Origin of the sequence: Vibrio sp. SCSIO 43137 (genome assembly GCF_028201475.1) — a bacterium.
Lineage (GTDB): Bacteria > Pseudomonadota > Gammaproteobacteria > Enterobacterales > Vibrionaceae > Vibrio.
In genome coordinates this window covers 974,448-992,433 of the sequence record NZ_CP116383.1, presented here as the reverse complement: position 1 = coordinate 992,433, position 17,986 = coordinate 974,448, and the positions used below count along the sequence as shown (strand labels likewise).

17 protein-coding genes are annotated in these 17,986 nt (G+C 45.8%); 6 read left to right on the top strand and 11 right to left on the bottom strand.

Features of this window, described 5'->3' with window-relative positions; translation table 11 throughout:
• The first annotated feature begins 102 nt into the window (after positions 1 to 102).
• A complete protein-coding gene (locus PK654_RS04780) occupies positions 103 to 1,020 on the top strand; it encodes a YeiH family protein (RefSeq protein ID WP_271697949.1) in 918 nt (305 codons plus the stop codon).
• A 275-nt stretch (positions 1,021 to 1,295) separates the two neighbouring features.
• On the opposite strand, the gene menE is transcribed toward PK654_RS04780, so the two are convergent.
• From menE to PK654_RS04750, 6 genes are all read right to left on the bottom strand, one after another.
• Complete coding sequence (gene menE, locus PK654_RS04775; protein ID WP_271697948.1) at positions 1,296 to 2,720, bottom strand: o-succinylbenzoate--CoA ligase; 1,425 nt, start codon at positions 2,718 to 2,720, stop codon at positions 1,296 to 1,298.
• Positions 2,720 to 3,712 (bottom strand): o-succinylbenzoate synthase, encoded by a 993-nt coding sequence (menC, locus tag PK654_RS04770; protein WP_271697947.1) that lies wholly within the window; start codon positions 3,710 to 3,712, stop codon positions 2,720 to 2,722. The genes menE and menC overlap by 1 nt, the downstream gene beginning before the upstream one ends.
• A gap of 255 nt (positions 3,713 to 3,967) precedes the next feature.
• Positions 3,968 to 4,834 carry a 1,4-dihydroxy-2-naphthoyl-CoA synthase gene (gene menB, locus PK654_RS04765; protein WP_271697946.1) on the bottom strand — a complete coding sequence of 289 codons (867 nt, stop codon included), beginning with the start codon at positions 4,832 to 4,834 and terminating at the stop codon, positions 3,968 to 3,970.
• A 69-nt stretch (positions 4,835 to 4,903) separates the two neighbouring features.
• The gene (gene menH / locus PK654_RS04760) at positions 4,904 to 5,701 is read right to left on the bottom strand and encodes a 2-succinyl-6-hydroxy-2,4-cyclohexadiene-1-carboxylate synthase (protein WP_271697945.1); all 798 of its coding nucleotides are present in this window, start codon (positions 5,699 to 5,701) and stop codon (positions 4,904 to 4,906) included.
• Positions 5,688 to 7,400: a 2-succinyl-5-enolpyruvyl-6-hydroxy-3-cyclohexene-1-carboxylic-acid synthase gene (gene menD, locus PK654_RS04755; RefSeq protein ID WP_271697944.1), complete on the bottom strand. Its 1,713-nt coding sequence runs from the start codon at positions 7,398 to 7,400 to the stop codon at positions 5,688 to 5,690. The genes menH and menD overlap by 14 nt, the downstream gene beginning before the upstream one ends.
• Positions 7,397 to 8,695: an isochorismate synthase gene (locus PK654_RS04750; RefSeq protein ID WP_271697943.1), complete on the bottom strand. Its 1,299-nt coding sequence runs from the start codon at positions 8,693 to 8,695 to the stop codon at positions 7,397 to 7,399. Before PK654_RS04750 ends, menD begins: the two co-directional genes overlap by 4 nt.
• Positions 8,696 to 8,964: 269 nt before the next feature.
• Between PK654_RS04750 and PK654_RS04745 the strand changes: the two genes are divergently transcribed.
• The 4 genes from PK654_RS04745 (at position 8,965) to PK654_RS04730 (ending at position 13,054) form a co-directional block, all read left to right on the top strand.
• On the top strand, positions 8,965 to 10,179 hold the full coding sequence (locus PK654_RS04745; RefSeq protein ID WP_271697942.1) for a pyridoxal phosphate-dependent aminotransferase: 1,215 nt from the start codon (positions 8,965 to 8,967) through the stop codon (positions 10,177 to 10,179).
• A 90-nt stretch (positions 10,180 to 10,269) separates the two neighbouring features.
• A complete protein-coding gene (gene yfbR, locus PK654_RS04740) occupies positions 10,270 to 10,869 on the top strand; it encodes a 5'-deoxynucleotidase (RefSeq protein ID WP_271697941.1) in 600 nt (199 codons plus the stop codon).
• A 358-nt stretch (positions 10,870 to 11,227) separates the two neighbouring features.
• Entirely contained in the window at positions 11,228 to 11,569 is a 342-nt protein-coding gene (locus tag PK654_RS04735; RefSeq protein ID WP_271697940.1) for a DUF3316 domain-containing protein, read from the top strand.
• Between the two features lie 159 nt (positions 11,570 to 11,728).
• On the top strand, positions 11,729 to 13,054 hold the full coding sequence (locus PK654_RS04730; RefSeq protein ID WP_271697939.1) for an anti-phage deoxyguanosine triphosphatase: 1,326 nt from the start codon (positions 11,729 to 11,731) through the stop codon (positions 13,052 to 13,054).
• A 37-nt stretch (positions 13,055 to 13,091) separates the two neighbouring features.
• On the opposite strand, the gene PK654_RS04725 is transcribed toward PK654_RS04730, so the two are convergent.
• Positions 13,092 to 13,898 (bottom strand): substrate-binding periplasmic protein, encoded by an 807-nt coding sequence (locus PK654_RS04725; RefSeq protein ID WP_271697938.1) that lies wholly within the window; start codon positions 13,896 to 13,898, stop codon positions 13,092 to 13,094.
• Positions 13,899 to 14,024: 126 nt separating this feature from the next.
• The gene (locus PK654_RS04720; RefSeq protein WP_271697937.1) at positions 14,025 to 14,642 is read right to left on the bottom strand and encodes a tRNA-uridine aminocarboxypropyltransferase; all 618 of its coding nucleotides are present in this window, start codon (positions 14,640 to 14,642) and stop codon (positions 14,025 to 14,027) included.
• Positions 14,643 to 14,645: 3 nt separating this feature from the next.
• Here PK654_RS04720 and rrtA point away from each other — a divergent pair, with 3 nt between their 5' ends.
• Positions 14,646 to 15,200: a rhombosortase gene (rrtA, locus tag PK654_RS04715; RefSeq protein ID WP_271697936.1), complete on the top strand. Its 555-nt coding sequence runs from the start codon at positions 14,646 to 14,648 to the stop codon at positions 15,198 to 15,200.
• Between the two features lie 25 nt (positions 15,201 to 15,225).
• On the opposite strand, the gene PK654_RS04710 is transcribed toward rrtA, so the two are convergent.
• The 3 genes from PK654_RS04710 to PK654_RS04700 all read right to left on the bottom strand — a co-directional run bounded on the left by PK654_RS04710 (position 15,226) and on the right by PK654_RS04700 (position 17,954).
• The gene (locus PK654_RS04710) at positions 15,226 to 15,456 is read right to left on the bottom strand and encodes a ComEA family DNA-binding protein (protein ID WP_271698796.1); all 231 of its coding nucleotides are present in this window, start codon (positions 15,454 to 15,456) and stop codon (positions 15,226 to 15,228) included.
• A gap of 215 nt (positions 15,457 to 15,671) precedes the next feature.
• Entirely contained in the window at positions 15,672 to 17,537 is a 1,866-nt protein-coding gene (gene ppiD / locus PK654_RS04705) for a peptidylprolyl isomerase (RefSeq protein WP_271697935.1), read from the bottom strand.
• 144 nt (positions 17,538 to 17,681) lie between these two features.
• A complete protein-coding gene (locus tag PK654_RS04700) occupies positions 17,682 to 17,954 on the bottom strand; it encodes an HU family DNA-binding protein (RefSeq protein WP_271697934.1) in 273 nt (90 codons plus the stop codon).
• Positions 17,955 to 17,986: the final 32 nt, after the last annotated feature.

The window sequence follows — 17,986 nt, the reverse complement described above, 5'->3', positions numbered from 1 at the left end:
CGTTCAATTTTCCTTAACCCTTAGTAAAATAAGATAAGACATACTTAACCCAGAGCTTGCGCTATGATAGCGCAACTCTATGATGTAAATGCGACCTGAACTATGCCTGTAAAGAACCTTCTGTTTTATCTGTGCGGACTACTCTGCCTCACTCCGTGGGTTTCTTCACCGGCAGCACTGGTTATCGGCTTTATGCTTTCCGCCCTCGGATTAGTGCCGAAAGAGCTGAAAGTCGCTGCAATCACCAAAAAGCTATTGGCCTACTCTATTGTCGGGCTGGGGTTCGGTATTCACTTTCAACAGGCGCTGGCAGTTACCGGACAGGGTATAGGTATTATTATTGCCACCATTGCCGGCACCCTTGTGATTGGTACACTGATTACCAGAAAAATTGGTCTGGACAAGCATACCGGCTACCTCATCTCAGCGGGTACCTCAATTTGTGGCGGCAGTGCCATTGCTGCCGTAGCACCGTCAATAAAAGCCGATGACAACCAAACAGCCCTTGCTCTGGCAACCGTGTTTGTACTCAACTCAGTTGCTCTGTTTATCTTCCCTGTTATCGGCCATAGTCTCGGTTTAGATCAACACACCTTTGGTACATGGGCGGCTATCGCTATTCACGATACTTCCTCTGTGGTTGGTGCGGCATCAGCCTATGGGGAAGAAGCGTTGAAAACAGCCACAACACTCAAGCTGGCAAGAGCTTTGTGGATTATTCCTGTCGCTTTTATCAGCGCGATTCTGTTTAAGAGTGACAGCAATAAAATTACTATCCCTTACTTTATTCTTTTCTATTGCGGGGCGATTGTGGTAAGTGATTACTTACCTCAGTTTGAGGAGGTATATGGTGTTATCTTCTCTGTGGCTAAGCAGATGCTGGTTGTCTGCCTGTTTCTTATCGGTTCAGCCATTTCACTGGAAAAGCTTAGGGCAGCAGGAGTGAAGCCCCTGCTGTTCGGCGTATCACTCTGGGTAATGATCTCCGTGCTTTCTCTTAGCTGGCTGCTGATATCTTAAAACCAGCAACACAACGCAAACAAAAGCCATCAGCTCACCAATGGACTGAGCCAGCCCCTCGCTAAATACAGAAAACAGAATAAGTAGCACACTGAGAGAGAGCAGAATTCGCTTCATGCTGTTGTCTCTTTCTTCCCTGAAACCTTGTCCCCCACATTCTCAGTATGCTGTTGGCACTATTAAGGTTTCTATCGGGGACAACCGATACGACATACTGACTGATTCAGCTAATACTAAGTGATATTAAACGGTAGGATAAATTCCCTTTTTGACTATTAAATAACTAACTGGTAGGTAGACTGATGTTCAGAGAACCACTGTTTCACTGATATGCGTGAAACTTTTATCCCCTGCCCCTGCAATACAGTTTCAGGTAGCTGAAAATAAGCTATCGGCCACTTAAATCTATCCAGACGGGATGTTAGCAGCGGTTTATACTGTTCCGGATCCAGCTCTCCGTTACAGGATAACAAAGCAACAGGCCGGGCACCAAACTCAGCATCGGCAACAGGCACAACAAAGGCAAGCCCGATATCTTTATGCTGCAGCAGAACCGATTCAATCTCTTCACAGTGGATATTCTCACCGCCGGAAATAAACTGATTATCAGCCCTGCCGAGAATACGCAGTTCTCCGTCTTGCCGGCAGCCCAGATCCTTACTATCAAACCAGCCGTTATCCGTCAGAGGGGTCAGCTCTCCCTGATAAAAATAGCCTAAGGCCAGAGTTTTACCGCCGATAAGTATATTCTGGCCGTTCAATTTAATCTTTCTGCCGGGCAGCACATTCCCCACTCCACTTTTACCGTCTACCTGCTTGGCGGTAACCGTCGAAGCCGCTTCCGTCATACCATAACCCAGCCATGTGCTGATACCTCTGGCTTTTGCCCTGTTAGCTAACTCAGCAGGGATATGACTACCACCCAGCAGTACATGAGTAAGGGATATCTGATGCTGTTTATCCAGCAGCCTCTTAAGCTGAGTAGGGACCAGTGAAGCGTGGCTTACCTGATACAGGTCATCGGCCAGATTGCCACCCTCACCGATTTTCAGAACCGCACCAACAGAAAGCCAGCGCCAGACAATGGCCAGACCAGAAACGTGAAACATAGGCAAGCTAAGCAGCCAGCAATCGGCCTGCTTGTATTCAAACACATCCAACAGGCCTTGCGCAGAAGCGAGATGGTTTTCAGCACAATGGGCAGCAGCCTTAGCCTGCCCAGACGAACCGGAAGTAAATATCAGGCTGACAATGGCTTTCTCCGGCAAAGCCGATACAGCAGGAAGCGCTTTGTTGCCGCCATTATTTTGCAACGGGTCAATACAGTTGAAGTGCTGCCTGATGCTGTTTTGCTCCCTGCTGTCGGTTTTTGCCAGCGCCTCTTTGCCCAGCCAGACAGATCGACAACCAATCTGCTGCAGTTTTTCCACTAACGGGGAAAGGGGCTGAGGGGCGATAAGGGCTGGGATAACTCCTATGCGCACACAAGCAAGATAGAGAAAAAGCAGCTCAGTGCTATTTTTTGAGACGCAGGCTAACACATCTCCGGACTGAAGCCCTTCAGCCAGCAGTTGCCGGCTGATATCAAGCACTTCACTGCTTAACTCGCTCCAGCTATAACGGCCCTGTGGGGTAATCAGAGCCGGATTTTCTTTTCTGTACTCCGCCCAAAACTCAGGCAGATAACAGTGCAATTTCATTAAAGGCTCTGCCAGACAAGCTTCTGATCTTGCAGCGAAACAAGCGGCAATTCAGAACCGGGCCAAGGTGTATGTAGCTGAGCAGCAAACATTTTGATGGTATCAAGGCCGGGGATGGTTTGCGGTGTCAGCCAGTTTGCCATCCGTGCCAGTTGGCAAAGCCCGAGGCTGGATTCAAGGCTGGAACTGAATACCACAGAGATAGCCAGTTTATTAGCCTGCTCTACCAGAGAAACACAACGCTCAACCGAGCCAATCAGAGTTGGCTTGATAATAATGACCTTTGCGCCAGTCATATGGCTGAGGTCGGACTCCTTATCCCTTACCGACTCCTGCAGGGTTTCGTCCCACGCAATAGCAATACCGGTATCGATAGCAAAGGTAAAGCTATCACCCGGTTTCTGACACGGCTCCTCAATAAACTCTATTCTCTGACGATAAGAAGGGTTTATATAACTGGCAAATTTCTCTGCCTTTTCGATGGTCCATGCACGGTTGGCATCTAATCTTAGTTTGAGATCTGGAATGGTCTCCAGAAACAGGTTGGTTATCATACCGTCACGAATCGGTTCATACAGCCCGACTTTCACCTTGGCAACTTTATGTTCATCCGGCATGGCTTCCAAAACCGGCAGAAGATCATCGGGATCACCGGTACATAGGGGAGCGCCGGTAAAGTTGCCTTCAGCCGGCAACTCTTGCCTAAGCTCAAGCTCTGCCATAGACAGGCCGAAAGCGACAGAAGGATAGAGAGAATCAAAATCAATAGTGTCGCCACGCACCCACTGTTCCAGTTGTGCCTGCGCCTGTATGCCAGCTTCATCACAGCTTTCCCGGCTAAAGCCCGGCAATGGTGCTATTTCACCATAGGCTGTTTTGCCTGCCTGTGTCAGTTCTACAATCCAGCCGTGTCTTTCGGACAGTTTTTGATCGCGGAGAATGACACCACTATCCATCGGAAGCTGATATCTATACAGTTTTGCGTGACGCATCGGAATGATTCCTAGATTGGTAAATAATACAAAATTTTACTTTTTGTCATCATTGACAAGTGATACTCAAACTGTTGCAAACTATTGATTAGTCCACAGTTTGGAACCATAAGCTTAGAAAAAAACAGACGATAAACTTATGACCCAGATCGGGTAATTCATAATTTTTATGAATATTTATTTTCATAATTGCGGCAACCGACCGGAAACAGGCTTGCGAGCCTGCCTCCGGATGAATACCGGGTGAATAATATTCTATGGATTTCTCGGGAATTTAGAGAAATCAGGGCGACGTTTCTCATTGAAAGAGTTACGTCCTTCCTGACCTTCTTCAGTCATATAGAACATCATAGTGGCGTTACCAGCCAGCTCCTGAAGACCTGCCTGACCGTCACAGTCAGCGTTTAGTGCTGCTTTCAGGCAACGCAGAGCCATCGGGCTGTGCTGAAGTACTTCACGACACCAGCGTACTGTCTCTTTTTCCAGATCAGCGACAGGAACAACGGTATTAACCAGCCCCATATCGACCGCTTCCTGTGCATCATAGAAACGGCACAGGAACCAGATTTCACGCGCTTTCTTCTGGCCGACAATACGCGCCATATAAGAAGCACCCCAGCCGCCGTCAAATGAACCGACTTTAGGACCTGTCTGACCAAACTGGGCATTTTCAGCCGCGATGGTCAGGTCACACATCATATGCAGAACATGACCACCACCAACGGCATAACCGGCAACAGCAGCAATAACCGGCTTAGGACAAGTACGGATCTGACGCTGGAAATCCAGCACATTCAGGTGGTGAGTCCCCTCTTCATCCCTGTAGCCGCCGTAGTCGCCACGGATTTTCTGGTCACCACCGGAACAGAAAGCATCTTCACCCAGTCCGGTAAGGATAATCACACCTACCTGCTCATCATAGCGGGCGTCGGCCAGTGCCTTAATCATCTCTTTAACGGTCTGAGGCCTGAATGCATTACGTACCTGAGGGCGTGCAATGGTTATTTTTGCGATACCATCAGCGGACTTATGAAAATGGATATCTTCATACTCTGCACTACAGTCCTGCCAGTCTACCGGTGCATAAAGTTCTTCTTCTGTAATTCCGATTGTTCTTGCCATGATTTGTTCCAATCTCTGTTCGTGTATCTAACGATGTTTATATCCCCAGATAACCTCTGAATCCTACATCTAGAGGTCACTTGGGTATAACATATCTGTCTGTTGCTGAATCAGCTGAGCAAACCGGGTTGGTTGCTCCTGATGAACATTATGTCCCGCAGAGTCAATACAACTGTATGACAGCCCGCTTTTCTCAGCCAGTTCGGTAAATTTTTTGTCTTTTTCACCACAAATGTAATGAATGTGCTGCTGTTTATCCAATAGCAAATCTAATAAATAGGGTTGTTTTGCCAGTGACGTCGCCAAAAGCATATCCGCCACTTTTTCACCATGGTTATGACGACGCTTTTCCACCAGCATCACTCTCTGTTGCGGGCTGAGCGAAGAGAAGACAGCTTGCTGATACCAGTTTTGCAATACAGTATCTATTTTCTGCCGGGAGAAACAATCCGCCCAATGTTGATCATTTTGCAAACGCTGTTCTCTTTCTGCTTCACTCTTTAAGCCAAAGTTGCCGCCTTCAATCAGGTAGCTGACAATATTCAGTTGTTCAAACAAGCCATAACTCAAACCATACATTGCCAGCCGTGCGCCAAGTGAATAACCGATCATAACTATAGGCTGACTATCATCCTGCCGGTTCTGTTTTACTGACTCTGCAATCAGGAGGCAACAATGATCAAAGTCGCCGGCGCTGATATCTGCGCTGGCTCCGTGGCCGGGCAGGTCAATCAGCAGCGCATCAAACTCATTGAGCAGCTCTGTGACACATTGCCAATCTTCACCACTTCCCAGTAATCCATGCAGGAATACAAGTAGCGGTTTGCCGCAAGGTACAGAGGCCGGAGAGTACTTAGCTGAAAGCATGAATTTCTTTTACCAGCCGTTTAATATCTGCAGAGGCTTCATCAGCATTTGTGCTCACTTCAATAACAAGGGTTCCGTTACCCTGACTCAGGTGTTTTTGCACCGCACCCTGCAGTTCATCAAGCTTTTCACACGCCAGATACTCCAGCTCAAACTGCTTAGCCGCATGCCGGAACTTATAGCCATGAGGCATCTGATAAAGACTCTGTTTTTTCTGTTTATCGACCGGAAGCAGGTTAAAGATGGCGCCGCCATCATTATTGGTCACCAGAACCACCATTGGAATATCACGGCTGCAAAGGGAGAGTGAATTTAAGTCATATAGCAGCGAAGTATCACCTATCATCATTAGCATAGGTTTCTGAGTCACCGACTGGACACCGGTTGCCGTAGCCACCAGCCCGTCGATACCGGATGCTCCGCGGTTGGTATAAACCCGGTTCCCCTGCAATGCCGACACCATATCAATCAGGCGCACAATTAAGCTGTTACCGATAAACAGGTCGTTGCTCCCTGCCATCGCGCTCAGCTGGCGGGCAAGGTTTATCTCAGAAATCTCATTACCATTAACTGCCGTCTGGCTGACATGCTTACTAAAGTGTTGCAGCTTATCTGCCCAGCCAGCATATTGGCTGATTTTCCCTTGCAGACGTTCTGTCTGAAACTCAGCCCATTCAGCTGGCTCTGCAATGATATGTGTCTGGGCAAGGTGATCAGGGTTAAGACGCTTTCTGTCCCGGTTAATCAGATAATATTTACATGCATCTGCTGCAACCCGGTTTTTAATAAACTGGTTTAAACGTTTAGAAACTAACCTGGCGCCAAACTGAAGGATAACCTCACACTCGCCAAGTTGCTGTTGAGCCAGCTTATTTTGCAGCCAGATATCATAATGAGCCCAGTTAGTGGATACACCACTCTGGGGATCGCATAAAACCGGCCAGCCCAACTGACGGCCAAGTTTCAACGCAGAAAGAGCTGATTGCAACTCAATACTGCCGATAACAATCAACCCTTTTTTCTGTTCAATGGCACCTATGTCAATGGCTGAATCAAAAGGCCCTGAAAGCTGTTGGCAATATGGCTTATCACTCTCCAGCCACTGTTGCAAAGGCTCAAGATAGCTCTGGTAAAAATCTTTGCCGTTATCTGAATAAAGAGGCTCAGGAAATGGACAGTTAATATGCACCGCCCCCCCCTTTTCATGCTGCTCATTTAATAACTGGTCAACGGAGGTAAGTAGCCAGCGGGGAGATATCTGCTCGCTGGCAGAAGGCAGATTGAGACTTGCCGTAACATGCTGAGAAAAAATGCCCGTTTGTGAAATGGCCTGATTAGCTCCACAGTCAATCAGTTCGACAGGACGGTCAGCAGTCAGCAACACCAGCTTTTCTCCGGTCAAAGCAGCCTCTGCAACGGCAGGAAGCAAGTTGGCTACAGCAGTACCTGAAGTCACAATAATGGCTACTGGTTTGTTAGATCCTTTAGCAATCCCAAGGGCATGGAAAGCCAGACCCCGTTCATCAAAGTGGCGGTGAAGAGAGAAGCCAGAGTGTTCATCGGCCTCCAGAGCAAGGGGGGTAGAACGGGACCCCGGGGCAATACAGATATGTTCTACACCGAAGCGGTGAAGCTCCTCAAGAATCAGGCTTGACCAGACACGATTAAGGGCGGCCTGATCGCGCTCTGCGGCGATCATGAAGCCACTCCGAGCGGCCAGTTACCCTGAATCAGACACAACAGTGTCGACATCTTATTATCAAGCTCCTGCCACTCATATTCCGCTTCTGAACCGGTAACAATACCGGCTCCGGCATAAAGGTCGACATTTTCACCCCGAACCAGTGCACTTCTGAGCGCCACGCAGAACTCTGCTTTACGGTGACTGATATAACCAATAGAACCACTATACCAGCCACGGGAAAATGGCTGATTTTGCAGAATATATTGCATCGCCTCTTCTCTCGGCAACCCGGCTACCGCCGCGGTTGGCTGTAAGGCAGCGAGTAGCTGAACACCGTTTACTCCCGCTTTAAGGTGTGCACGAATTTCACGCTTAAGGTGCTGCACCTTGGTCAGGCGTATCAGCTTGGCTTCATCTTGTGCTTCAATACTTTCGGCATGTGGCGTTAAGCGATCTATGATGTCGTCAACCACATACTGGTTCTCTTTGAGGTTTTTCTTGTCTTGCGCCAGCCAGTTTGCCAGATCCAGATCTTTCTGGGCAGTCTCACCGCGGCCGATGGTTCCCGCCAACGCTTCCGTTTCCAGTTCTAATCCGACGCGGCTGTATAACCTTTCTGGTGTCGAACCGATAAAACTCTGCTCTTTATTCAGAGCAAACAGAAAATGGAAACTGTGGTGATTCTTACTCAAGCTTGCTTTTAGTAGCTGAGCGGAAGAGATAGCCGAGTCGAGCCGGACACGACTTTTTCGCGCCAATACGACTTTCTTAAATTTATCCTGCTCAATATGAGTCAGTACATCTTCGACCTGAGTTTTCCAGCCGGGTTTATCCGGAGTGTGAGAAATTTGTTTTATTTCCACAGAGATAGGTGCTAACGGCTGAACGTCTACAATTAGTTTTTCCAAAGCCGCTATTATCTGATCTTTATCGTCGGCCAGATTAACACTTACTGACCACTGCTTATCAAAGCGCACTAACTCAATCTGAGGTAAGAAGAAGTAGGATTGCGTATCGGTATATTCAGAGGTCTGAAAGGCCTTGCCTCCCCATACTCTCTGATCATCAGACAGAATAGTATATGCCGGTGCAGGGTCAGAAAAAGTGTGTACTTTGCCAAGGGCGACGACTTCTTCCCGGGTGTCTCTGGACTGCCAGTAAAACTTCGGGAAATGAGGTTGAGCTTCAAGCCAGTCAATGCATGATGAAACCGGCGCATTGGCGATGGGCTGAGTTATTCTGATATCTTGCTCTTCAGCGTTTTTAACCCGTTGAGCTAGCTCAACAATAGCCTGACTAAATAGGGACAAATCAACCTCTGTATGTCAATGGGATTATTCACATTAATTCTTGTCTAAAACGCATGTTTCACAAGGGCTCAGTGAACAATTTACTCTGCTCGCTACTCTATTGTTTCACTACGTTCAAATCAAGAGTGCAAGGCCAGTTTTGAGGAAGGATACAGGTATATGTTCCCCTGACACAAACATCTTGTTCATTTACAACAGATTTTTATACTAAAAATAACCATAATGGTGTACTTTGATAAAGTAAAATCAGAATATTCAGGAATCAAACCATGCAAAATATCGAGATGTCATCAAAACTCGATAATGTCTGCTACGACATTCGGGGACCAGTGCTCAAACATGCTAAGCGTATGGAAGAGGAAGGGCATAAAATTCTAAAGCTAAATATTGGCAATCCGGCCCCTTTTGGATTTGATGCCCCGGATGAAATTCTGGTCGATGTGATCCGTAACCTGCCTACTTCACAGGGCTATGCAGACTCAAAAGGGATCTACTCCGCCCGTAAAGCTGTGGTTCAGCATTACCAGCGAAGAGGCATCCGCAGCTTTGATGTTGAAGATGTTTATATAGGTAACGGTGTTTCTGAACTTATTGTTATGGCAATGCAGGCCTTACTGAATAATGGTGATGAGCTACTAGTGCCTGCTCCGGATTATCCACTATGGACAGCTGCAGTATCACTGTCGGGCGGCAACCCTGTCCACTATATCTGTGATGAAGAGTCGGACTGGTATCCGGATTTAGAGGATATAAAGCAGAAGATTAACAGCAAAACCCGCGGTATTGTTCTGATCAACCCGAACAACCCTACCGGTGCTGTCTACAGCCGCGACTTCCTTCTGCAGGTTCTGGAAATTGCCCGCCAGCATAATCTGATTATTTTTGCTGACGAAATCTACGACAAAGTGCTTTACGACGGTGCTACCCATACATCTATCGCCTCCCTGGCTGATGATGTATTAATTATGACCTTTAACGGACTATCCAAAGCTTATCGCGTATGTGGTTTCCGTAGTGGCTGGATGTTCCTGACCGGGCCGAAACACTTGGCAAAAGGCTATTCTGATGGTCTGGATATGCTCGCCTCTATGCGACTTTGCGCCAACGTACCTATGCAGCACGCTGTTCAGACTGCACTTGGCGGCTATCAGAGTATAAATGAACTTATACTGCCCGGTGGCCGCCTGCTGGAACAGAGAGATAAAGCCTTTGATCTGATCACTCAGATTCCGGGTATCAGTTGTAAAAAGCCGAAAGGCGCCATGTATCTATTCCCGAAAATAGATACCAAAATGTATAACATTCACGATGACCAGAAGATGGTACTGGATTTTCTGGTACAGGAAAAAGTACTGCTGGTTCAGGGGACTGGCTTTAACTGGCCGAAACCGGACCACTTCCGTATTGTTACCCTGCCCCATGTCGAGGATCTGGAACTGGCCATTGGCCGGTTTGAGCGGTTTTTATCTACCTACAGCCAGTAAAATTACTTACTATATAGAGTATACTAGCTCCCTCCATGGGAGCTTTTTTATGCGTTCGAAACACGCAGATAGCACGACAAGGATAAGTAAGTGAAGCAAAAGCAAAGTACATTTATGGCATGGGTTACCCGTATGCCTTTAATTAAGCGCTGGGCGCTTATGCACTGTTTTCAGGAAGAGAATGTGTCAGAACACTCCCATCAGGTATCGGTTATTGCTCACCTGTTAGCAGTGATCAGAAATAAACGATACGGCGGTAACCTGAACCCGGACAGGGCAGCCGTTATTGCCATCTACCATGAAATTTCTGAAACCAAACTTCAGGATATGAACTCAAAAACCAAATATCACAGCCCTGAGTTTACTGCCGCCTTTAAAAAACTGGAAGATATTGCCGAACAGGAGTGTCTGGAGACCCTACCGGACGATCTCAGGGATGAATTTTCCAGCTTAGTGGTTCAGAAAAATGTTGATGCTGAATATAAGCAGATCGTTAAAGCGGCAGATATTCTGGCAGCTTATATTAAAACTCTTAATGAATTAAGGTTTAATAACGACGAATTTTTACATGTAAAAGAGGGGTTGGATCCGAGAATAGAATCTTTAATTGAAACCATGCCGGAAGTAAAAGATTTTATGGATATATTTTGCGAGAGTTGCACAACCACATTTGACAAAATATCAGGCTGATAGCTGTAAAATATTAAAAGGGATTATCAAAATATATAATCCCTTTCTTCAACACACTAGCAGGCATCTCTAATTAACTCTTTCCCTTCGCCAACACAGGCATAGGCGGTTTTCTTTATCTCAAGATTAACAAGCTCTTCTCTCTTTCTTATAGCCAACTTAAAGCTAAAAACAAAAGCCTGTAAAACAGTATGTTAAGCATGAAAAGTAGTTATAAAAAATAAATAAACCATCAACAAATGATATTTTTTATTGTTTTATTAGCTAAATCTCAAATACAAAAACATAATCAAATTGTGCTCACCAGTTAACAGATTTAAAAGGTGGGATTAATTAAATAATGTATTGAGGTGACGAGATGAAAAAATTAACTTTATTAGCAACTGGCCTGTTATTAACGTCTACTGCATTTGCAGGCGAAACAACTATTATTAAAGAAACTACATTAACCACATACGCAACACCATCTGCGGAGTTGGCCTATGAAGCAGGTTATAACCTGATTGACAGAATTAAAGCTATGCCCCAGAAGGAACTGAAAAAAACCTTGCCTTCTTATGCGGATTCTCAGGTAAGAGATATTAAGGTGGACGACTTTAAAGTCACCATTGAAGAGTTCTCTAAAGAGCGTGGCAAAATCCAGTATCGTGCTTTGGTTTCTGTCGACTATAACTATAGCGCCTATGAAAATAATAACTAAGGCGAACTACAGAAGCAGAGGTCGTCTCTCCGGCACCTCTGCTTTGACCATTAATTACCTAACCCTTGCTACTCCGCCTGAACAATAAACATACTGGACAGCTATCTCCATTCAGCGCATTATTAGTTTATCCAAGTGGTTGAAAAGTCAGGACAGGTTATGGAGAACTCTCAGATTGAGCTCTGGCAACAACGTATCAACAATGAACATAAGTTAAGACGAAAAGATCATCGTGACCCTTTCCAGCGCGACAGAGCCAGAATCCTTCATTCAGCGGCTTTTCGTCGTCTGCAGGCGAAAACTCAGGTTCATGGTACAGGTGTTAATGACTTCCACAGAACCCGCCTGACTCACTCTCTGGAAGCGGCGCAAATTGGCTCCGGAATACTGGCTCAGTTAGAGAGCAAACAATCTCAATATAAGGCTTTGCTTCCGTCTGCCAGCTTAATCGAATCACTCTGTCTTGCCCATGATATTGGTCACCCGCCATTCGGACACGGCGGAGAGGTTGCCCTTAACTACGCCATGCGTGATTGCGGCGGTTTTGAAGGGAATGCTCAGACATTCAGAATTCTGACTCAGCTTGAACCTTACACCAAAAGCCATGGTATGAACCTTTCCAGAAGGAGCCTGCTTGGTTTAATTAAATACCCCAGCCTGCTAAGCGCAGTACGCAGCAAATCTCAGCCTTCACCCGTTGCTCACCAAAGGCAACTAAAAGCAAAAGAGTGGAGTCCGGCAAAAGGAATTTATGATTGCGACAAAACTGACTTTGATTGGGTACTAGAGCCGCTGACACCTTCAGACAAGAAAAACTTCTGCTCTGTATCTTCTGCCGGTTCCAACGAGTTTAAACATAGTAAAACTTTATATAAATCAATTGATTGCTCCATTATGGAGCTGGCTGACGATATCGCTTATGGTGTTCATGACCTTGAAGACGCCATTGTGTTAGGTCTGGTTAACTCTCAACAGTGGCATAAAGCTGCGGCAAAACAGCTGGCCAACTGCGGTGATCTCTGGTTTGAAGCTAACATTGATAATATTGGCGAGATGCTTTTCTCCGGAGAACACTATCTGCGAAAAGATGCCATCGGTGGCATTGTAAATACCTTTCTGACCAATGTTTCTGTTCAGTCCGTTAAAGGCAGTGAATTTGATAGCCCTCTACTTAGCTTAAATGCCTATCTTGAACCTCAGTTATCCAAGGCGCTTGGTGTATTTAAACACTTTGTGAACGACTATGTTATCCAGATCCCGCAGGTTCAGATTGTCGAATATAAAGGCCAGCAAATTGTGATGGATCTGTTTGAAGCTCTAAGTGCTGATCCTGAACGCCTACTGCCCGATACAACCAGACAGAAATGGATAATGGCTGACAGGAATAAGCAGGATGGAATGAGAGTGATTTGTGACTATATTGCGGCCATGACTGACGGTTATGCACAGAAACTGCATCAGCAACTATTTTCATCGCACCTGTAGAAAATTAATCTTCAGACTGAAGCCTTTTTTCAGCTCTTTATTGCATCATTACTTCGCTTTTAGGGTGGTAAGCATCGATTAGCTGCTGAAGCAGCCCCTGATTAATCAGTTTTTGATAGCTATTTTTCAGCGCCTGAACGACCTCAGGGGAGGTTCCCTTACTGGCAACCAGCCAGAGGTCTTTACATAAGTCATCAATTCGCAGTACCGGCAGGTAGTCATCGGGATTGAGATCATATTGTTCGATCCGGTAGTAATAACTTTGCGATACCAAAGGCGCATAGTCGAGACGACCGGCTTTTAACAGCTTTAACACCCGCCTTGAATAGGTCACCTTAATCAGGTCAAAGCCCTTTGCAGTAAAATAGTCATCCAGATTACCACCGGCTTGTGTTCCTAACTGGAACTTATGCAGATCACTCAGGCGGTCCGGCTGAAATTTAGGACCGCTACTATGACGGAATAGTTTCACTTCATAGGGAGAGACCTCGCCAATCCAGTGATACTTATCTTCTCTCGCCTCAGTGTGCGAAATAGAAAAAAACAACACGTTTTCCATTTGCTGACTCATAACAATTGCCCTTTTCCACGGGACAAAATGTATCATCCTGATGGCAACAGGAACTTCTTTGCTTGCGTCATCAACAAGCGCTTTTATAAAGTCGATAACATAGCCTTTGGCCTGATTATCAACCTGAACTTGTAAAGGTGGAAACTCTTCAGTTACAAGGTCAAGTTGCACCGGTTTGGCGCTTAAAAAGGCAGGAAAAAGAATTAACATCAGGCCGAATTTTATCCGGCCTGAAATACCTCGGCTCTGGGCTTGCTCTGATCCATCGGTCATCAATCGTTTCCGTCCTGGAAATCTCTGTTGTTAACCGGCCATCAATGGCCTGACCGTTAACAAATTACTTTCTTATATAATAGATTAAATTTGCCCTACAGGTTACCTGTAAAGAGATGCCGTCATTTACTTATCCAGCTTGTAATGCTTATTCACCAGAGCGGCCGGAACCTGCTCAAGATAAAATTGCTTCATATAATCAAAGGCATTTATTAAGGGCTGGAAATCGATCTCAGGTTCAAGCAGGCTAAGTGCATGATACCCCGCCTCGACCGTAGATAAACTATTGTTATCCGGAGCTTTACGTATGGTATAGCTGCCACAAAGTGACGGTGGTAATTTACACGCCTGCAGCGGGTGCAGGTTTTTCGACAAGGTATAGATTTTAAAGGCTTTTTTCCAGGTGCCATCAATCACTATAAGCCTGACTCTCTCACTTTCTGTCTCTTTTTGACTTGCCAAAGCAGTTATCTCAACCGCCTTTTCTGCAGGGTAAAGTAGCAAGGTGGTGTAATTTTTCTGCTGAAGCAGCGCATTCAGTTGTGCATGATGAGTAAAGTCCTCACCGACAAAACAGCGACTGTTTGACAACGACAGTGACAGGATCTTAGCCGTGCCTTTCGCCTGCTTTACTTCTGTCGGATGCTGAAGAATAATAACCTCTGTTTTCGCCTCAATCGGCTTAACTTCAGCGCAAATGCACGCCTTTTTCGCTTTACCGCAGCCTGAACAATACCGGGACATACAGTGCACAGATACCTTTTGTTAATCGTAGTTGCCTTAATAGCTGTGATATTACAGTATCCTCAGTTCCATAGCATTAGCTTCTGGGATCTTAACCTGATTCAACAGGGAGAATGGTGGCGAATACTGACAGGAAACTTTACTCATACCAACTGGCCTCATCTGGCGATGAATATGGCAGCACTGGGCGTTATGGTTTATCTGTTTACTCCGACAGCTAAAAACCTTAGTTTACTGCTGATACTGCTCTCCTTCTGTGTTGGTCTGTCCCTGATGTTGTCTGACCTCGGCAGTTATGCCGGCCTTTCCGGAGTATTACACGGTATCTTTGCCTACTATGCCCTGACAGAAGCACTACAGGGGCGCCGTTCCAGTTGGCTGCTGGTTATGGGCGTTATGGCTAAAATTGGTTACGAACAACTATTCGGGGCGGCAAGCAGCACAGCAGAACTGATTAATGCCAGAGTGGCGATTGAGGCTCATTTCACCGGCGGAGTAAGCGGAATTTTTGTCGCTGTTGCTCTGTTTATGTATAAAAAAAGGCCTTCTGCATCGTGATAAGAAGACCTTAATAGGGAATGAGTTAAAGAATAATCCGGCTGCGATTCTTTTCAATGATTGCCGGACCGATACCAGAAACGTTACTTAACTCTTCTACGGTTTTAAACGGGCCGTGCTGCTGACGATATTCGACTATCTTCTGAGCCTTTTTACTGCCTACACCGGACAACAGGGTCGCAAGCTCTTCTGCATCTGCTGTATTGATGTTTACGGTGATCTCTATACCAGCATGCTCCTTTCCGCTTTCGGACATCTCCGCAGCATTTTCAGAGCTATATACGGGGAATGACAAACCTATAATAAAAAGTAGTGTGCTAACTAGCTGACCAATCTTCATTTTTGTGCTCCATCTTATGTTTCAGGAGCGCTTATGGTTGTCCAGCAAAACTGATTTGTCTTTATCGAAAAGGGAAAAATAGGACGGGCCGCGAATGCGGCCCGTCTGGTTTCAGTCTGAATACAGAATTATTACGGCTGAACACTCACTACGTAATACTCAATATCAGCATCTGCGCGAAGGGTATTCACAACGGCGTCAATATCTTGCTGACTGTTAGAGCGAACCAGCTGAGCAGCAATCTGAGTATTAAACTCACTATTGTCACTTACTGTTACCTTATCCAGCTCAACAATAACAATATTGCCTTGTAAGTCAGTTGTCTGCGCATAGCTTGGCTTACCTTCAGCAGGTTTAACCATGGCAAATACAGTCTGTGCCAGAGGGTTTCCTCTGTCTACTGTCTCTTGTTCACCAAAAGCAAGGCCATTTTCAGTCAGAACCTTATCGCTACCGGCATTCAGATCGTCAACCAGCTTACCCGCCAGTTCCATCGCCTGCTGCTCGCCTTTAACCGCGGCCAGTTGTTCTGTCACTTGTGCCTTAACTTCTTCAAACGGAAGTACAGTTTCGTCACGAGTCTCTTCTACACGCACAACAAGCACATGTTCAGGAGCAATTTCAATGGCTTCAGAGTTCAGGCCGTCCTCTTTAACTTCAGGGCTCATAATCGCCTGCATTACTGAAGGGCTACGCAGAAGCTCAGGTGCATCAAACTGAGAAACAAAGTCTGTCGTCATGATCGGCTGACTAATTGCTTTAGCTGCATCATCCAGTGAATCCGGGAATTCAAAAGCAACGGTTTCAAGTTCGTTCAGCAAAGCATAGAACTGCTCTACTGCTTCCTGATCAGCCAGCTCAGTTTTAATTTCAGCAGCCACCTCAGAGAAAGGTTTCGCCGCAGAGGCCTTCAGGGCATCCAGCTTGATGATATGGTAACCAAAGGCAGACTTCACCAGACCAGTTACATCACCGACGTTTTGCAGGGCAAATGCTGCCGTTTCGAAGTCCGGATCCATGACATCTTTTTCAACCCAGCCCAGAGAACCGCCTTGCTCAGCACTACCGATATCTTCAGATTTCGCTTTAGCCAGTTCAGCAAAGTCAGCGCCGCCATTCAGTTCATCAAGAATAGCTTGTGCTTTTGCTTCGTCATCGCCCTGAATCAGGATGTGGCTTAGCTCTCTCTGCTCCGCAGAAGAGTACTTGTCTATATTTTCATGGTAGTACTGCTCAGCTTTCTCATCACTGATAGCAATCTGAGACTTAAGAGCCTGTGCAGACAACTCAACATAAGAGACTTTCACCTGCTCAGGGCGGGTAAAGCTTGATGTATTGGCCTGATAGTATTCTTGCAGGTCTGCGTCGCTCAGCTCAATTGTCTTGGCATAATCAGCAACATTAAGCAGCACGGTGCGGATAGAGCGGCTCTGAGTCAGAAGTTCGTTCTGAGCTTTAATTTCGTTGCTAAGGGTAAACTCACTGTTCTGTAGAGCAGAAAGCACTTGCTGGCGAGTCATATCACGACGAAGATACTCCGCAAACCCGTCAACAGAGAAACCAGCACGTCTTAGTGTCGCACTGTAAATATCCTGATCGAATTTTCCGTCATTCTGGAATTCCGGCATTTGCAGAATCTGACGACGAATTTGTTCATCGCTGATACGCAAACCCAGAGAGTCAGCATACTGTTCCAGCAGTACCTGATTAATCATACGATCCAGAATGGATTTTCTGAATGACTGAACATAAGCAGGATCAGCCAGAAGATTAGCAAAGTAATCGCCCATCTGAGACTGCATACGGTTACGTTCGTTTGTATACTCCTGCTCGAATGCAGCGCGACCAATTTCTGTATTATTCACTTTTGCTGCAGCATTATTACCACCGCCAATAATGTAGTTACCTACACCGGCGAATACAAAAGAGAGAATAATTAGTCCAAGGATAATCTTAACCGCGATGCTGTTCACGCCCTCGCGTAATCGATCCATCATAATCTTACTTGTCTCCACAGATTGAGCCAGAAGAAACTTCTTTGCTCACAAAAAGTTGAATAGCCGAATAATATCAGAAAAAGAAATGCGCACCAATGTGATGCGCATTTTCAATTTGAACAGACCAATAAATTACTGGATTTATTAGTTACAAGCTTCTTTAAGAGCTTTACCTGCTTTGAATGAAGGTACTTTCGCTTCAGCGATTTGGATTTCTTCACCAGTCTTAGGGTTACGACCTGTGCGAGCTGCACGAGTACGAACGCTGAATGTACCAAAGCCAACAAGAGCTACTTGCTCATCAGCTTTAAGAGTTTCTGTTACTGCTTCAATTACAGCATCAAGTGCACGACCAGCTGACGCTTTTGAAATATCTGCGTTTTCCGCGATTTTTTCTACTAATTGTGTTTTATTCACGATTATTCCCCTTTTCGTTACCTGTTATATTT

What these genes read in the sequence shown, in the direction of transcription:
- menB (WP_271697946.1), bottom strand. Translation starts at nt 4,834, where the DNA reads ATGGCAAGAACAATCGGAATTACAGAAGAAGAACTTTATGCACCGGTA.
- PK654_RS04710 (WP_271698796.1), bottom strand. Translation starts at nt 15,456, where the DNA reads ATGTCCGAAAGCGGAAAGGAGCATGCTGGTATAGAGATCACCGTAAAC.
- menE (WP_271697948.1), bottom strand. Translation starts at nt 2,720, where the DNA reads ATGAAATTGCACTGTTATCTGCCTGAGTTTTGGGCGGAGTACAGAAAA.
- menH (WP_271697945.1), bottom strand. Translation starts at nt 5,701, where the DNA reads ATGCTTTCAGCTAAGTACTCTCCGGCCTCTGTACCTTGCGGCAAACCG.
- PK654_RS04780 (WP_271697949.1), top strand. Translation starts at nt 103, where the DNA reads ATGCCTGTAAAGAACCTTCTGTTTTATCTGTGCGGACTACTCTGCCTC.
- PK654_RS04720 (WP_271697937.1), bottom strand. Translation starts at nt 14,642, where the DNA reads ATGTCCCGGTATTGTTCAGGCTGCGGTAAAGCGAAAAAGGCGTGCATT.
- PK654_RS04730 (WP_271697939.1), top strand. Translation starts at nt 11,729, where the DNA reads ATGGAGAACTCTCAGATTGAGCTCTGGCAACAACGTATCAACAATGAA.
- PK654_RS04725 (WP_271697938.1), bottom strand. Translation starts at nt 13,898, where the DNA reads ATGACCGATGGATCAGAGCAAGCCCAGAGCCGAGGTATTTCAGGCCGG.
- ppiD (WP_271697935.1), bottom strand. Translation starts at nt 17,537, where the DNA reads ATGATGGATCGATTACGCGAGGGCGTGAACAGCATCGCGGTTAAGATT.
- PK654_RS04745 (WP_271697942.1), top strand. Translation starts at nt 8,965, where the DNA reads ATGCAAAATATCGAGATGTCATCAAAACTCGATAATGTCTGCTACGAC.
- PK654_RS04735 (WP_271697940.1), top strand. Translation starts at nt 11,228, where the DNA reads ATGAAAAAATTAACTTTATTAGCAACTGGCCTGTTATTAACGTCTACT.
- menC (WP_271697947.1), bottom strand. Translation starts at nt 3,712, where the DNA reads ATGCGTCACGCAAAACTGTATAGATATCAGCTTCCGATGGATAGTGGT.
- menD (WP_271697944.1), bottom strand. Translation starts at nt 7,400, where the DNA reads ATGATCGCCGCAGAGCGCGATCAGGCCGCCCTTAATCGTGTCTGGTCA.